The sequence below is a fragment of the Streptomyces sp. RB17 genome (assembly GCF_009604455.1).
Classification (GTDB): domain Bacteria; phylum Actinomycetota; class Actinomycetes; order Streptomycetales; family Streptomycetaceae; genus Streptomyces.
The window spans coordinates 1-15,098 of record NZ_WEGL01000001.1; the positions used below are offsets into that span (position 1 = coordinate 1).

General features: G+C 71.6%; 12 protein-coding genes and 2 rRNA genes. 9 read left to right on the forward strand and 5 right to left on the reverse strand.

Annotation, left to right across the window (positions count from 1 at the left end; all coding sequences use genetic code 11):
• Together SRB17_RS00005 and rrf are read left to right on the forward strand one after the other, a co-directional pair.
• A 23S ribosomal RNA gene (locus tag SRB17_RS00005) occupies positions 1-105 on the forward strand; the annotation flags it as partial.
• Between the two features lie 98 nt (positions 106-203).
• Positions 204-320, forward strand: a 5S ribosomal RNA gene (gene rrf, locus SRB17_RS00010).
• A 92-nt stretch (positions 321-412) separates the two neighbouring features.
• Here the strand turns inward: rrf and SRB17_RS00015 are convergent.
• Genes SRB17_RS00015 through SRB17_RS00035 form a run of 5 tightly spaced genes read right to left on the reverse strand, consistent with a single transcriptional unit; the run spans position 413 to position 6,086 of the window.
• Positions 413-1,723 carry a DUF58 domain-containing protein gene (locus tag SRB17_RS00015; RefSeq protein WP_153533487.1) on the reverse strand — a complete coding sequence of 437 codons (1,311 nt, stop codon included), beginning with the start codon at positions 1,721-1,723 and terminating at the stop codon, positions 413-415.
• Positions 1,723-2,712: an AAA family ATPase gene (locus SRB17_RS00020; RefSeq protein WP_153535430.1), complete on the reverse strand. Its 990-nt coding sequence runs from the start codon at positions 2,710-2,712 to the stop codon at positions 1,723-1,725. The genes SRB17_RS00015 and SRB17_RS00020 overlap by 1 nt, the downstream gene beginning before the upstream one ends.
• Positions 2,712-3,908: a DUF4350 domain-containing protein gene (locus SRB17_RS00025; protein WP_323374762.1), complete on the reverse strand. Its 1,197-nt coding sequence runs from the start codon at positions 3,906-3,908 to the stop codon at positions 2,712-2,714. The genes SRB17_RS00020 and SRB17_RS00025 overlap by 1 nt, the downstream gene beginning before the upstream one ends.
• On the reverse strand, positions 3,905-4,687 hold the full coding sequence (locus tag SRB17_RS00030; RefSeq protein ID WP_416237010.1) for a DUF4129 domain-containing protein: 783 nt from the start codon (positions 4,685-4,687) through the stop codon (positions 3,905-3,907). Before SRB17_RS00030 ends, SRB17_RS00025 begins: the two co-directional genes overlap by 4 nt.
• Before the next feature lie 4 nt (positions 4,688-4,691).
• Positions 4,692-6,086, reverse strand: coding sequence for a proline-rich domain-containing protein (locus tag SRB17_RS00035; protein WP_153533489.1), 1,395 nt, complete (start codon positions 6,084-6,086; stop codon positions 4,692-4,694).
• A 140-nt stretch (positions 6,087-6,226) separates the two neighbouring features.
• Between SRB17_RS00035 and mtnA the strand changes: the two genes are divergently transcribed.
• The 7 genes from mtnA to SRB17_RS00070 all read left to right on the forward strand — a co-directional run bounded on the left by mtnA (position 6,227) and on the right by SRB17_RS00070 (position 15,095).
• Positions 6,227-7,369, forward strand: a complete 1,143-nt coding sequence (gene mtnA, locus SRB17_RS00040; RefSeq protein WP_153533492.1) for an S-methyl-5-thioribose-1-phosphate isomerase — start codon at positions 6,227-6,229, stop codon at positions 7,367-7,369.
• A 174-nt stretch (positions 7,370-7,543) separates the two neighbouring features.
• Positions 7,544-8,233: a two-component system response regulator MtrA gene (gene mtrA / locus SRB17_RS00045; RefSeq protein ID WP_191870552.1), complete on the forward strand. Its 690-nt coding sequence runs from the start codon at positions 7,544-7,546 to the stop codon at positions 8,231-8,233.
• A 1-nt stretch (position 8,234) separates the two neighbouring features.
• On the forward strand, positions 8,235-10,349 hold the full coding sequence (gene mtrB, locus SRB17_RS00050; RefSeq protein WP_194293868.1) for an MtrAB system histidine kinase MtrB: 2,115 nt from the start codon (positions 8,235-8,237) through the stop codon (positions 10,347-10,349).
• The gene (locus SRB17_RS00055; RefSeq protein ID WP_323374763.1) at positions 10,339-12,177 is read left to right on the forward strand and encodes an LpqB family beta-propeller domain-containing protein; all 1,839 of its coding nucleotides are present in this window, start codon (positions 10,339-10,341) and stop codon (positions 12,175-12,177) included. Before mtrB ends, SRB17_RS00055 begins: the two co-directional genes overlap by 11 nt.
• Before the next feature lie 125 nt (positions 12,178-12,302).
• Complete coding sequence (locus tag SRB17_RS00060) at positions 12,303-13,139, forward strand: ComF family protein (protein ID WP_153533496.1); 837 nt, start codon at positions 12,303-12,305, stop codon at positions 13,137-13,139.
• 312 nt (positions 13,140-13,451) lie between these two features.
• Complete coding sequence (hpf, locus tag SRB17_RS00065; protein ID WP_416237028.1) at positions 13,452-14,144, forward strand: ribosome hibernation-promoting factor, HPF/YfiA family; 693 nt, start codon at positions 13,452-13,454, stop codon at positions 14,142-14,144.
• Between the two features lie 204 nt (positions 14,145-14,348).
• Positions 14,349-15,095 carry a response regulator gene (locus tag SRB17_RS00070; protein ID WP_153533500.1) on the forward strand — a complete coding sequence of 249 codons (747 nt, stop codon included), beginning with the start codon at positions 14,349-14,351 and terminating at the stop codon, positions 15,093-15,095.
• Positions 15,096-15,098 lie beyond the last annotated feature (3 nt).

Genomic DNA, 15,098 nt, shown 5'->3' on the forward strand with positions numbered 1-15,098 from the left:
TTGATGGGGTAAGGCTCCCAGTAGACGACTGGGTTGATAGGCCGGATCTGGAAGCCAGGTAACTGGTGGAGGTGACCGGTACTAATAGGCCGAGGGCTTGTCCTCAGTTGCTCGCGTCCACTGTGTTGGTTCTGAAACCACGAACAGCCCCGCGTTCCGTTTCACGGAGTGTGGTGCGGCAGGGTTCGACAGTTTCATAGTGTTTCGGTGGTCATAGCGTGAGGGAAACGCCCGGTTACATTCCGAACCCGGAAGCTAAGCCTCACAGCGCCGATGGTACTGCAGGGGGGACCCTGTGGGAGAGTAGGACACCGCCGAACAATTCTTGAGAAAACCCCGCACCGTTCCGGTGCGGGGTTTTCTGCATTTCAGGACCCCCCATACCCCCGAAGGGCGGCAGAGCCAGGGCGGATCAGAGCCGGCCCGCCGCCTTCAGAGCCAGATACGCATCCGCCAGTGCCGGCGCCAGATCCTCCGGCGTCGCGTCCACGACCGTTACGCCATGCCGTCGTAGCTGCTCAGCGGTGCGCTGACGCTCGCTCTGCGCCTGAGCCGCCGCCGCTGCCTCGTACACCGCCTCCGCGTTGCCCCGGGACTCTGCCATGCGTGCGATGTGCGGGTCGGCCACGGAGGCGATCAGAAGAGTGTGCCGTTGAGTGAGCTGCGGCAGTACGGGGAGCAGGCCCTGCTCCACGGGAGCGGCGTCGAGCGTCGTGAGCAGCACGATCAGCGATCGGCGGGGCGCCGTGCGCAGAGCCGCCGCGGTGAGGCCCCGGGCGTCTGTCTCGACGAGTTCGGGTTCCAGCGTGGCCATCGCGTTCACCAAGCCTGGCAGTACGTCGCCTGCCGAGCGGCCTTGGACCAGGGCCCGTACCCGGCGGTCGTACGCGAGGAGGGCCACGCGGTCGCCGGCTCGGGACGCCAGGGCCGCGAGGAGGAGTGCCGCGTCCATGGAGGCGTCCAGACGCGGTGCGTCGCCCACACGGCCGGCCGAGGTGCGGCCGGTGTCCAGGACGAGCAGGATGTGGCGGTCGCGTTCCGGGCGCCAGGTACGGACGGCAACGGCAGACTGGCGGGCAGTGGCTCGCCAGTCGATCGAGCGGGTGTCGTCCCCGGGGACGTACTCGCGCAGGCTGTCGAACTCCGTTCCCTCGCCGCGGGTCAGCACGCTGGTGCGGCCGTCGAGTTCACGCAATCGGGCGAGTTTCGACGGGAGATGCTTTCGGCTGGTGAACGGGGGCAGAACTCGTACGGACCAGGGCAGCTTGTGTGCGCCTTGGCGGGAGAACAGCCCCAGGGGGCCGTAGGAGCGGATCGTCACGCGGTCGGCCTGGCGGTCGCCGCGGCGGGTGGGACGCAGCCTGGTCGTCACGCGCCGGCGTTCGCCCGGGGGGACGGTCAGGCGGTGGCGGGAGGCCTCGATCTCGGTGCCCGGCTGCCAGCTGCTGGGCGGCCACCCGTCCCGCAGCTGTGCCCGTAGGGGGCGGCGGGAGGGGTTGGTGATCGTGAGCGTGACGTCGGCGGTCTCCCCGAGCCGGGTGGAGGTGTCGCCGGACCGGGACAGGAGAAGGCGTCGTACGGGGGCGGCGAGCGCGTAGTCGCAGGCGCAGGCGAGGGCCAGGGGGCCGTTGACCGCGAGGATGCCTGTCCAGCCGGGTTCCAGGATGCCGACGGGGATGGAGCCGAGGGCCGCGAGGAGGGCGGCGCGTCCGGTGAGTGCCATCAGCGGGGGACCGGGACGTGGGCAAGGATGGCGTTGATGACGGAGTCCGCCGTCACGCCTTCCATCTCGGCTTCGGGGCGCAGCTGGACCCGGTGGCGCAGGGTGGGCAGGGCGAGGGCCTTGACGTCGTCGGGGATGACGTAGTCGCGGCCCGTCAGCCAGGCCCAGGCGCGCGAGGTGGCCAGGAGGGCGGTGGCACCGCGCGGGGAGACGCCGAGGGTGAGCGAGGGCGACTCGCGGGTGGCGCGGCAGATGTCCACGACGTAGGCGGTGATCTCGGGGGACACGGTCGTCTTGGCGACGGAGGCGCGGGCCGCATCCAGGTCGGCGGGTCCGGCGACGGGGCGTACGCCGGCGGCGCGCAGGTCGCGCGGGTTGAAGCCCGAGGCGTGCCGGGTCAGGACGTCGATCTCGTCCTGCCGGGAGGGCAGAGGGATCGTCAGTTTCAGGAGAAAACGGTCCAGTTGGGCTTCGGGGAGGGGGTAGGTGCCCTCGTACTCGACCGGGTTCTGCGTCGCGGCGACGAGGAACGGTTCGGGGAGCGGGCGCGGGGTGCCGTCGACCGTGACCTGGCGTTCCTCCATGGCTTCGAGGAGGGAGGACTGGGTCTTGGGCGGGGTGCGGTTGATCTCGTCCGCGAGCAGGAGATTCGTGAAGACCGGGCCTTCCTGGAAGGAGAACTCGGCGGTGCGCGTGTCGTAGACGAGGGAGCCGGTGACATCGCTCGGCATGAGGTCGGGGGTGAACTGGACGCGCTTGGTGTCGAGTTCGAGGGCGGATGCCAGGGCGCGGACGAGCAACGTTTTGGCGACTCCGGGGACTCCTTCAAGGAGAACGTGTCCGCGGCAGAGGAGGGCGACGACGAGGCCGGTCACGGCGGGGTCCTGGCCGACCACGGCTTTGGCGATCTCGGTGCGCAGGGCTTCGAGGGAGGCTCGGGCGGTGCCCGCGTCCCCGGTGTTCCCGGCGTTGTCAGTGGTCGGGTCCATCATGAACGGCGTACCTCTCTTTCGAGGGCGTCGAGTCGGTCGGTGAGTGTGATGAGGGCCGCGTCGTCGCCGGGCGGCGGTCCGAAGAGGAGGGAATGCAGGGCCTGTTGCTCGCCGGTGAGGTGGGCGGACAGGGCGGGGAGCAGGGCCTCGGGCGTGTGTGCCTGGGTGACGGGGACGCCGACGAGGGGGGCGAGGCGGGTGCGGGCGGTGGAGCGAAGAGCGGTGGCCGCGCGGTCGCGTGCGTCGGCCTTGCGGTAGAGGCGGGCGCGGCCTTCGGCGGTCTCGGAGGCGCGGATCGCGACGGGGAGTTTTTCGGGCACGAGGGGGCCGAAGCGGCGTGCCCGCCAGAAGGCGGCGAGGCCCGCTGCGACGAAGAGCTGCAGGGTGCCCCAGAGCCAGCCCGAGGGGAGCAGGTCGAGGAAGTTCTTGCGGTCGCCGGCGCCGGTGGCCGCGGTGTCGGAGAGCGAGGGGAGGTACCAGACCAGATGGGGGCGGGAGCCGAGGAGTTGGAGGGCGAGCGAGGCGTTGCCCTGCTTGTCGAGTTGGTCGTTGTAGAGGATGTCGGGCGCGCCGAGCACGACGGTGTCGCCGCCCCCGGATGTCTCGGGGATGCGCAGCAGGGTGGCGAGACGCGCGCTGGTGTAGCAGCGGTCGGTGTCGGGGCGGCTGGTGGTGTAGCGGATGCCGCCGGTGTCGGCGCTGCCCGCTCGCCGGGCCTCCGGCAGGGTGCAGTCAGGGGCGAGCGTGGTGGCGCCGCTGGTCGCGGGGTCTGCGGTGACCCCAGGGGCGAGTCCTTCGACGGAGGGGCTGCCGGCAGCGACCAGGACGGTGCGTCCTGCGGAGGCCGCGGTGGCTCTGCGCAGCTGGGCCTGTTGACGGCTCGTCAGCAGGTCGGGTGCAGCGACCAGAAGCGTGGTGTCCGGCCCGGTGGCGTTCCGCGCGGCGCCGAGCGTGGTGACCACGTGCGTGGAAACACCCCGGTCGGCGAGGAGTTGAGCGACGGCACGGCTGCCGTAGGGATCGGCGGAGCGCGGGTCCAGTTCGCCGTGCCGGGCGGTGGAGCGTACGGCAGCCATGGCGACGGCCGCCACCAGGATGAGCACGGCGGCGAGTGCGATGCCTCGCGCGCGGGTCCACACCTGACGGACGGTGGGCGCGGTGGAGGTCGTCGGCAGCGTGGCCTCGGCGGTCACTCGGCGGCCCCCTGGTGGGTGGTGTGGGCCGTGTTGCTGGTGCTGTGGGCGAGGGTTGGCCTGGCGCGCTCCAGGTCGCTGTCGAGTTCGGCGATGCGGTGGTACGACTGCTCGGTCGCCCTGCGTCCGCCGTATGTCACGTCGTCGAACTCGCGGGCCGCGGCCCGCAGCCGGTCGGCGTGTGCGGGGAGGGTCCGGCCGGCCTCGTCGGCCGCCTCGTCGGCGGTGCGGCCCGGGCGGACGTCGAGCAGGGTGCGTTCCTCCAGGGAGCGGACGATGGCCCGCATGCGTTCCTGCACGGCCTGGTTCCAGTGGCCCTGGGCCGCGTGTGCCTCGGCGGCCGCGCGGTGTTCGGCGGCGCTTCGGGGGCGGTCGTCGAACAGGGCGGCGGCGGTGGAGGAGGGTTGCCGGCGTGGGGTGCCCAGGCGCCACCACAGGGCGGCCAGCACGGCGACGACGAACAGGACCACGACAACCAGGCCGATCGTACCGCCGGGTGTCGCCGAGGCGGCCGAGTTGAACATCCGGTCGAGCCAGTCCCAGAAAGCGTTCAGTGCGCGCTGGAACAGCCCGGGGTCGTTCTCGTGGTACATCCGCTTGGACAGCTCGCGGCGAGCCGCATCCCGCGCGGGACCACGCGGGATGGTGACGGGCGGCTCGTCTCCCGAGCCGCCCGCCGCGCGGACGGCCGTGTCCGCCGCGCGCAGCAGGCCTTGTACGACCGTGCCGCCGGCGCCGGACAGGTCCGCCGCCGTGAGCGCTCCCCCCGTGAGACTCACCGCATCAGCTCCCCGGGACGGGACCGGGGCCGCCCGTGCTCTGGACACCGGCGGCGCGGGCCAGTTCGAGGTCGAGTGCCTCGCGGCGGATGCGCTGGTCGATGTAGAGGAGCACGGTGACGCCCGCGCTGATCGGCAGGGTGAGCGTGGTGCCGATCAGCGCGCCGATGCCCCGGATGATCAGGGCGGTCCAGCCGATGTGTCCGCCGGTGGTGCCGAATACGTCGCCCGTGCTGTCGCCGCTGACGGCGGCCCCGATGAGGGTGAATGGGATGGAGATGACCGACGCGACGATGACGGTGATGAGCAGGGTGAGGAGCACGATGCCGAAGGTTCGCCACCAGGAGCCGCGGACGAGCTTCGCGGAGCGCTTCAGGGACTTCACGATGCCCTGCCGTTCCAGCATCAGGGCAGGCGCGGCCAGGTAGAAGCGGATCCCCAGCCACACCGCTACGACGGTGGCCGCGAGGAAGCCCAGGGCGAGCAGAGCGGCTCCGCCGCCGCTGTTGCCGGCGAGCAGGACGAGGATGCCGGGCAGTCCGCCGACGAGCACGACACCGGCGAAGATCAGGCCGAGCAGGATCAGCAGTCCGAAGAGTTTCAGGATCTGCGGGCGGGATTCGCGCCAGGCCTCGCCGGCGGTGACCGACCTGCCGAGGACGGCTCGGCTGGTGATGGTCGTGAGCAGGGCGGTCAAGAGGATGATGGCGATCGTGCGAATCACCGAGACGATGCCGGTGCCGATCATGGTCTCGCGCAGGGCGTGGAGCGCTTCGTCGGGGCTGGCGTTGTTCGGATCGTTGAACGTCGACTGAACGGCGGTGTCGTTCAGGACGAGGCCCTGCAGCAGGACCATGCTGGTGTTCAGGAGCAGAGACACCGCCAGCGAGATGCCGAGGACCGTGCGCCAGTGGGTGCGCATGGTGGAGACGGCGCCGTCAAGGATCTCGCCGACGCCGAGCGGGCGCAGCGGGATGACGCCGGGCTTGGCCGCGGGCGGGGGGCCGCCCCAGCCGCCGCCCCAGGCTCCGTAGCCGTGGGGGGTGCCGTAACCGCCGCTGCCGCCGGGAGGGCCGCCGTAACCGCCGGGAGGGCCGTACCCGCCTCCGTAGCCGCCGGGGCCGCCGGGCGGCTGTCCGGTCCAGCCCGGGCCGGGGGGCGCGGGTGGCGGGGGCTGGTGGGGGCTGGGGGCACCGGTGGGCGCGGACCACTGGCCGGGTGCCGGCTGCTCCTTGGACCACTTCACGCCTGGGCCCTGCGGATGGGCGTCCGGCTGCTGCGGGGCGGGTGCGGTGTCGCCGGGGCGGTCGGCAGGCTCGGCGGGACCGGACGCGCCGGGTTCCCGCCCCTCGTTCGACGGGGCGGTTCCGGGCGAGGCCCAGCCCGGAGTGTCTGTCATCGAAGCTCCTTCTCGGTGCCCGTCCGCGGTCGCGGCGGCAGGTTGGCAGACATCGTGCCATGGGGTGGTCATCAAGGGACCGGCCGCGGTGGGCGCTGGATGCCTTCAATTGTCCGCCGGATCCGGGGCAGACTGACCGCATGGCTGATCAGCAGGAGCGAACCGACAGGGACAAGCGGCCGACCGAGATACCTGCGATCCGATGGGAGGAACCACCCGAAGGCCCTGTACTGGTGCTTCTCGATCAGACACGGCTGCCGGCCGAGGAGGTCGAGCTGGTGTGCACGGACGCGCCGGCGCTGGTGGAGGCGATCCGTTCGCTCGCCGTGCGCGGGGCGCCGCTGCTCGGGATCGCCGGGGCGTACGGTGTCGCGCTCGCCGCCGCGCGCGGATTCGACGTGGCCGAGGCGGCGGGGGCCCTCGAGGGTGCCCGGCCCACCGCGGTGAACCTGTCCGTCGGCGTGCGCCGGGCCAGGGCCGCGTATCAGGCCGCCCTGGCGAAGAGCGGTGATCCCACCGAGGCGGCGACGGCGGCGCTGGCCGCCGCGCGGGCGCTGCACCGGGAGGACGCCGAGGCCAGCGCGCGGATGGCGGCTCACGGACTGGCGCTGCTGGACGAGCTGGTGCCCGGCGGCGGGCATCGGATCCTCACCCACTGCAACAGCGGTTCGCTGGTGTCGGGGGGCGAGGGCACGGCCTTCGCGGTGGCCCTCAAGGCGCACCGTGAGGGGCGGCTGCGGCGGCTGTGGGTGGACGAGACGCGGCCGTTGCTGCAAGGTGCCCGCCTCACGGCGTACGAAGCAGCCCGCACCGGCATGGCGTACACCCTGCTCACCGACAACGCGGCGGGTTCGCTGCTCGCGGCCGGTGAGGTGGACGCGGTGCTGATCGGGGCGGACCGGATCGCGGCCGACGGGTCGGTGGCGAACAAGGTGGGGAGTTATCCGCTCGCTGTGCTGGCGCGGTACCACCATGTGCCGTTCATCGTGGTGGCCCCGGTGACGACGGTCGATCCGGACACTCCCGACGGGGCGTCCATCGAGGTCGAGCAGCGGCCCGGCTTCGAGGTCACCGAGATCGCGGCGCCGCAGGTGCCGCTGACGGGAGCGGGAGGCGGTGTTCCGGTGGCGCCCCTGGGGACCCAGGCGTACAACCCGGCGTTCGACGTGACGCCGCCGGAGCTGGTGACGGCCATCGTCACCGAGGAGGGCGCCGTTTCCCCCGTGACGGCCGAGGCTCTTGCGGAGCTGTGCGCCAGGTCGCGCCAGGTGACGATCAGCTGATGCGCTGATGCCGGCTCGACCGCACCCCGCGAGGAACCACCCTGGCCCCTCGCGTTTCCCCTGCTCCACGGTCGGCATCGGTGGGCGGGGGCAGACAGTGACGGCTCCGTACGACTATCGTCACCGGCCAGTGACCTCCCTCACCAGGGCGCCTGTCGCTGTTATGAGAATGGGATGATGTCGTTTATGAAGGGACGAGTCCTTGTCGTCGACGACGACACCGCACTGGCCGAGATGCTCGGCATTGTGCTGCGTGGTGAAGGTTTTGAGCCGTCTTTCGTAGCCGACGGCGACAAGGCGCTGGCCGCTTTCCGGGAGACCAAGCCCGATCTGGTCCTGCTCGACCTGATGCTGCCCGGCCGGGACGGCATCGAGGTGTGCCGGCTGATCCGGGCCGAGTCCGGGGTGCCGATTGTGATGCTCACGGCGAAGAGCGACACCGTCGATGTGGTCGTGGGCCTGGAGTCGGGCGCTGACGACTACATCGTCAAGCCGTTCAAGCCGAAGGAGCTCGTCGCCCGGATCCGGGCGCGGCTGCGGAGGTCGGAGGAGCCGGCGCCGGAGCAGCTGACCATCGGTGACCTGGTCATCGATGTGGCCGGGCACTCGGTGAAGCGGGACGGGCAGTCGATCGCGCTGACCCCGCTGGAGTTCGACCTGCTGGTCGCGCTCGCCCGCAAGCCGTGGCAGGTGTTCACCCGTGAGGTGCTGCTCGAGCAGGTGTGGGGCTACCGGCACGCCGCCGACACACGGCTGGTCAACGTGCACGTCCAGCGGCTGCGTTCCAAGGTCGAGAAGGACCCGGAGCGGCCCGAGATCGTGGTGACCGTCCGTGGTGTCGGTTACAAGGCCGGGCCGAGCTGACATGTCCGGGGACAGCGCCGCTTCGGCCCCCGGCCGGTCCGGGGCCCGTCCGGGGCGGCCTGTCGGCCGGACGCCGGGCGCCCGGGTCAGGAATGTCTTCGAGGGCGGCCTGCTCGAGGGCGGGGTCCAGGGCAGCCCGGTCATCAGGCTGCTCCTGCGCTGGGTGCGCCGTCCGCTGCTGCCGGTGATGCGGCTGTGGCGGCGCAACATCCAGCTGCGGGTCGTCGCCACGACGCTGGTGATGTCCCTGGGCGTCGTCCTGCTGCTCGGCTTCGTGGTGATCGGGCAGGTGCGCAACGGCCTGCTGGACGCGAAGGTGAAGGCCTCGCAGAGCCAGGCCACCGGCGGATTCGCGGTGGCCAAGCAGAAGGCCGACGAGGCGGCAAGTGGCGCCGGTACGGGTGCGGCCGCCGGCAGCGGTACCGCCGACGGCACCGCCTCCGCGGACGGTCGGCAGTCGCAGAACGTCATCCAGTGGATGAGTGACCTCGTGGAGTCGCTGTCCAGCGGCGGTGCGGGTGCCTTCGACGTCGTCACGCTGCCCGTCGGAGACGACAGCGGCGGCGGCCGCAGCCCCCGCGGCTCCGGGAACGTCAACCCGACCTCCAGCATCCCCGACGACCTGCGCGAGCGCGTCAACAGTGGTACGACGGCCGCCCAGAGCTACACCCGGATCGTCTACGCCAACGGCAAGGAGTCGCAGCCGGCGCTGGTCATCGGCAAGCAGGTCAGCGACCCCAACGGGCGGCCGTACGAGCTGTACTACCTCTTCCCGCTCACGCAGGAGGAGAAGTCCCTGAGTCTGGTCAAGGGCACCCTCGCGACCGCCGGGCTGTTCGTCGTCGTCCTGCTCGGGGCCATCGCCTGGCTGGTGGTGCGCCAGGTCGTCACGCCGGTGCGGATGGCGGCCGGGATCGCGGAGCGGCTGTCCGCCGGGCGGCTGCAGGAGCGGATGAAGGTCACTGGCGAGGACGACATCGCCCGCCTGGGCGAGGCCTTCAACAAGATGGCCCAGAACCTCCAGGTGAAGATCCAGCAGCTGGAGGACCTGTCGCGGATGCAGCGCCGGTTCGTCTCGGACGTCTCGCACGAGCTGCGCACCCCGCTGACCACCGTCCGCATGGCCGCCGACGTCATCCATGAGGCGCGCGAGGACTTCGACCCCGTGACCGCGCGCTCGGCCGAGCTGCTCGCCGACCAGCTGGACCGGTTCGAGTCGCTGCTCGCGGATCTGCTGGAGATCAGCCGCTTCGACGCGGGCGCGGCGGCGCTGGAGGCCGAGCCGATAGACCTCAGGGAGGTCGTCCGGCGTGTGGTGAGCGGCGCCGAGCCGCTCGCAGAGCGCAAGGGCACGCACATACGCGTGGTCGGCGATCAGCAGCCTGTCGTCGCAGAGGCCGACGCCCGCCGTGTGGAGCGCGTGCTGCGCAACCTCGTCGTCAACGCCGTCGAGCACGGCGAGGGCAAGGACGTCGTGGTCAAGCTGGCCGCCGCGGGTGGCGCGGTCGCGGTCGCGGTGCGCGACTACGGCGTGGGGCTCAAGCCGGGCGAGGCGACGCGGGTCTTCAGCCGCTTCTGGCGGGCGGATCCGGCACGCGCGCGTACCACGGGCGGTACCGGCCTCGGGCTGTCGATCGCCCTGGAGGACGCGCGGCTGCACGGCGGCTGGCTGCAGGCCTGGGGCGAGCCGGGCGGTGGCTCGCAGTTCCGGCTGACGCTGCCCAGGACCGCGGACGAGCCGCTGCGGGGCTCGCCGATACCGCTGGAGCCCAAGGACTCGCGCCGCAATCGCGGCCTCGACGAGGCCGGTCTGCCCGGCGGAGGCGACGAGAAGCGCGCGACCGTTCCCGTGCAGCCGAGCGGCTCGCATGGCGCCGCACTGCCGCCGCGCGCCGCGGTCGCGCCGCGGTTGGGCGCTGCCGGGCCCGCGGCCGGTCCGGCGGCGCTGCCCGGCAACGGCAACGGCGCGCGCGTGGTGCCCCGGCCCGCCGGTGGCGCACGGCGCGCGGACGACAGGCCCACCACGCGCCCGGCAGCCGACGCGGGCGCGGCGCGGCCGGATGCGGCCGCAGCGGAGGACTCGACCGAGCCAGGGGAGGCATTTCGTGGGCGCTGACCGCAAGGGGGGCGCCCGGCACCGGCCGGGTCGCGCGGTGGCGTACGCAGCCGTGGGGGCCGTACTGCTGGCCGGGTGCGCCTCGATGCCCGACAGCGGGGATCTGCGGAACGTGGAGTCCACGCCGCGGCAGGACACCGGGGTCCGGGTGTTCGCCATGCCGCCGGCCGAGGGCGCCGGCCCCGCCGAGATCATGCAGGGCTTCCTGGAGGCGCTGACCAGCGACGACCCGGCGTACGACACGGCCCGCAAGTACCTGACGCCCGATGCGGCGCACGCCTGGCGGCCGGAGCAGTCGACCACGGTCCTCGCCAATGGGCCGAGCATCGAGCCGGACTGCCGAGCGGGCAGCGGCCGCGAGACGGCCAACAGCGTCACCTGTGTCCTTGCGGGCAGCAGGGTCGCGACGGTGGACGCGCAGCAGGCGTACGAGCCGGCCGACGGCTCCTTCAGCAAGAAGGTGCATCTGACCCGGGACCCCAAGAACGGGCAGTGGCGCATCGACGCGCTGCCCGACGGTGTCGTCATGGGCAAGTCGGACTTCCAGCGCAACTACACGTCCGTCGACAAGTACTACTTCGCCTCCGACACGACGGTCGGGTCCACGGGGGAGCCCGTGGCGGTCGCCGATCCGGTGTTCGTGCGCAGCAAGGTCGACCCGATGACGCAGATGGTGCGCTCGCTGCTGAGCGGCCCCACCAGCTGGCTCGGGCCGGTCGTCAGGTCCAGCTTCCCGACCGGTACGGCCCTGCAGAAGGACGTGTCGGGGCTGGCGCCGGACGACCAGAACAAGCTGACCGTTCCGCTGAACCTCAAGGTGTCCCAGGTCGCGGCGACCAAGTGCACCGAGATGGCGACGCAGCTGCTGTTCACGCTGCGGAACCTGGCGCCGACGCTGGAGTCCGTCGAGTTGCAGGGCGGCGGCGGCCACCGGTTGTGCGACCTGAGCGAGGAACGCGCCGAGGCCACCGCCTGGCGCGGGTCGGCCAAGAGCCCCGAGAACCTGTACTACCTCGACGCCAAGCACCGGCTGGTGCGGATACCGACCGGGAGCACCACCACCAGTGCCGTACCGGTGCCGGGTCCGCTGGGCGAGGGCGGCAAGGCGCTCGAGTCGGTGGCGGTGTCGCGGGACGAGCACAGCGGGGCAGGCGTCGGCGACCAGGGCAGGTCGTTGTACGTGACGTCGCTGGCGTCGGGCGGTTCGCTGGGTCAGGCCCTGGTGAGCAGCCAGGGAGGTCCGACCGCGGACGACCGGCTGACGACACCGAGCTGGGACGCCCGCGGCGACCTGTGGGTGGCCGACCGGGACCCGAACCGTCCGCGCCTGTACGTCCTGGAACAGGGCGCCACCAAACCGGAGCAGGTCGCCGTGCCGGACCTGTCCGGCCGGATCAGGGACGCGCGGGTCGCCGCCGACGGGGTGCGGATCGCGCTGGTGGTGGAGAAGGCCGGCAAGCAGTCCCTGCTCATAGGCCGGATCCAGCGCGACGACGGCACCGGGCAGGGCACGTCGGTGGTCGAGCTGCGATCGGCCGCGCCCGACCTGGAGCAGGTCAGCGCCCTGTCGTGGGCCGGGGACAGCAGGCTGCTCGTCGTGGGCCGGGAGCAGGGCGGTGTGCTGCAGATGCGGTACGTCCAGGTCGACGGTTCCACGCTCGACGGGCCGGCGCCGGGAGCGCTCACCGGCGTGAAGTCGATCGCCGCGTCCGAGGACGAGCGGGTGCCGCTGGTGGCCTGCTCGGAGGACGGGATCGTACGGCTGCCGTCCGGATCGCAGTGGCAGAAGGTGGACAAGGACGGAACGGCGCCGGTCTATCCGGGCTGAGCGCCGCGCCAGGCACCGCCCCTCCCCCCATGTGGGTGAGGGGCAGTGCGCGTTTCTCCGCGTTGTCCACAGGGCGTTGTCCACAGGGGTGGCCGGGCCGCCCCGGCCTTGGCACAGTGGTGGACATGCGGGGGTGGTGGCAGGACCTCACCGACCTGGTGTTGCCGACCGACTGCACGGGCTGCGGAGCACCTCGTACGGTGCTCTGCCCGCGGTGCCGGGCCGCGCTGTGCGGACGCGCGCCGCGGCGGGTGCGGCCGGTGCCGGAGCCGGCCGGGCTGCCGGTGGTGCATGCGGTGGCGCCGTACGCGGAGCAGGTGCGCACACTGCTTCTCGCGCACAAGGAACGGGGCGCGCTGGCCCTCACGGGAGCCCTGGGCGCGGCCCTGGCGGGAGCCGTGCGGGCGGGGCTCGGCGGGAGTTTCCGGCCCGTGCTGCTCGTGCCCGTGCCCTCCGCCCGGTGGGCCGTACGGGCGCGTGGGCACGATCCGGTGCGGCGGATGGCGCTCGCTGCGGCCGGGGAGCTGCGGCGCACCGGGACGCCGGCCCGGGTGGCGGCGGTGCTGCGTCAGCGGCGGCCGGTGGCGGACCAGGCGGGGCTGGACGCGCGGAGCCGCCTGGCGAACCTCGCGGGTGCGCTGGAGGTGACGGCGGGCGGCGGCCGGCTGCTCGGGGAGGGGCACGTCGTGCTTGTCGACGACCTGATCACCACCGGCGCCAGTCTCGCGGAGGCGGCGCGGGCCGTCCGAGAGGTGGCAGAGGAGGGAACTGGAGTGAGAACAGTCGTGTACGGAGCCGTAACTCGGGAAGGAAGGGATGAACGACGGAACGGAGCACGCTGGGAGAGCGGGAAGTGGGTGCACGGTGCACCGGAAAAGGCGGCCGTGAACATCCTCCGGCATGCGCTTCATGCGGCCGTGATCGCCGCTCCGCTGGATTCTTTCGAAATGAACAGGCACTGACCGCAGACCTGCATCGTTGCAGGTAGTGAGAGGGGTAATTCACCTGAACGGAGGTACGCCGGAGTAGAGGGTGACGACATCCGTCCGGGCGAGATATGTTCGGTTGTGAGGAAAGGCGCAGGCCACACCTCTCATATCGGAATGCCGTGCCACGGGTTTTCGGCAATCACCCGTGCCGGTGGGGTGGAGATCTCGCCCTTGGGGGAGGAGGAGGTGGAAGTCACCGAGTCCGAGGTCCGGTGCTCACCGGACCTGGTGCAAAAGGGAGATGCTCCGCCGATGGAGCGGAGCGATCCGGGAACGGAGTTCTGCGTGGACATCGTCGTCAAAGGCCGCAAGACCGAGGTGCCCGAGCGGTTCCGCAAGCACGTGGCCGAGAAGCTGAAGCTGGAGAAGATCCAGAGGCTCGATGCCAAGGTGATCAGCCTCGACGTCGAGGTGTCCAAGGAGCCCAACCCCCGACAGGCCGACCGCTGTGACCGAGTGGAGATCACCCTCCGCTCCCGCGGTCCGGTGATCCGGGCGGAGGCCGCGGCCAGCGACCCGTACGCGGCACTCGACCTGGCGGCGGAGAAGCTGGACGCCAGGCTTCGCAAGCAGCACGACAAGCGTTTCTCCCGCCGAGGCGCACGCCGGATCTCGGCGGCCGAGGTTCCCGACCACGTCCCGGGCGCGGCGACGTTGAACGGCAACGGCCTCGCCGTGCAGGAGGAAGAGACGGACGGCGTGCCGACGAAGAAGATCGGCTCGCTGGAGGTCAAGGGAGAAGGCCCCCTGGTCGTCCGCGAGAAGACCCACGTCGCCGCCCCGATGAGCCTCGACCAGGCTCTTTACGAGATGGAACTGGTCGGCCACGACTTCTATCTGTTCGTCGACGCCGAGACGAAGGAACCCAGCGTCGTCTACCGGCGACACGCCTACGACTACGGCGTGATCCACCTCAGCACGGACCCGATGGTCGCTGAGGCGCAGTCCCCCGCGGCAGGTGGCATGCTGGGCGGCTGACCCGTCCGGCCCCTATCGTGCCGGTGCCCCTGGAAGCGCGTGTGCGCCCCCAGGGGCACCAGTGTGCGACCAGATCACGCCTCGTCCGTCACCCCGGCGTAGCCCGGGCATGAAATCATGGCCGGACCGGCCCAACCGGTGGGCCGCTGCCTTGGGTTGGCGATGGCACAGGACCACAGGCCACAGCCTTCAGGGGGAGGAACGATGGCGGACACCTTCGGACCGATGCGGGACGAGGATGGCGACGACGGTGTCATCGGCATGGACCCGGACGCTGGCTCCGTACCTGCGGAGCCGATCAGGGTCCTGGTCGTGGACGACCACGCCCTCTTCCGGCGCGGCCTGGAGATCGTGCTCGCGGCCGAGGAGGACATCCAGGTCGTCGGCGAGGCCGGTGACGGGGCCGAGGCCGTGGACAAGGCCGCCGACCTGCTGCCCGACATCGTGCTGATGGACGTCCGCATGCCCAAGCGCGGCGGGATCGAGGCCTGCACCTCCATCAAGGAGGTCGCGCCCAGCGCCAAGATCATCATGTTGACGATCAGCGACGAGGAGGCCGACCTCTACGACGCGATCAAGGCGGGCGCGACCGGATACCTTCTGAAGGAGATCTCCACGGACGAGGTGGCGACCGCCATCCGCGCGGTGGCCGACGGGCAGTCGCAGATCAGCCCGTCCATGGCGTCCAAGCTCCTCACCGAGTTCAAGTCGATGATCCAGCGCACCGACGAGCGCCGGCTGGTGCCCGCGCCGCGGCTGACCGACCGGGAGCTGGAGGTGCTCAAGCTCGTCGCCACCGGGATGAACAACCGGGACATCGCCAAGGAGCTGTTCATCTCCGAGAACACCGTGAAGAACCACGTCCGCAACATCCTGGAGAAGCTCCAGCTGCACTCCAGGATGGAAGCCGTGGTCTACGCGATGCGGGAGAAGATCCTCGAGATCCGCTAGCGC

Excerpts from the sequence above, each read along its gene's own strand:
- SRB17_RS00070 (WP_153533500.1), top strand. The coding sequence starts at position 14,349 with ATGGCGGACACCTTCGGACCGATGCGGGACGAGGATGGCGACGACGGT.
- mtnA (WP_153533492.1), top strand. The coding sequence starts at position 6,227 with ATGGCTGATCAGCAGGAGCGAACCGACAGGGACAAGCGGCCGACCGAG.
- SRB17_RS00060 (WP_153533496.1), top strand. The coding sequence starts at position 12,303 with ATGCGGGGGTGGTGGCAGGACCTCACCGACCTGGTGTTGCCGACCGAC.
- SRB17_RS00035 (WP_153533489.1), bottom strand. The coding sequence starts at position 6,086 with ATGACAGACACTCCGGGCTGGGCCTCGCCCGGAACCGCCCCGTCGAAC.
- mtrB (WP_194293868.1), top strand. The coding sequence starts at position 8,235 with ATGTCCGGGGACAGCGCCGCTTCGGCCCCCGGCCGGTCCGGGGCCCGT.
- SRB17_RS00015 (WP_153533487.1), bottom strand. The coding sequence starts at position 1,723 with ATGGCACTCACCGGACGCGCCGCCCTCCTCGCGGCCCTCGGCTCCATC.
- mtrA (WP_191870552.1), top strand. The coding sequence starts at position 7,544 with ATGATGTCGTTTATGAAGGGACGAGTCCTTGTCGTCGACGACGACACC.
- SRB17_RS00020 (WP_153535430.1), bottom strand. The coding sequence starts at position 2,712 with ATGGACCCGACCACTGACAACGCCGGGAACACCGGGGACGCGGGCACC.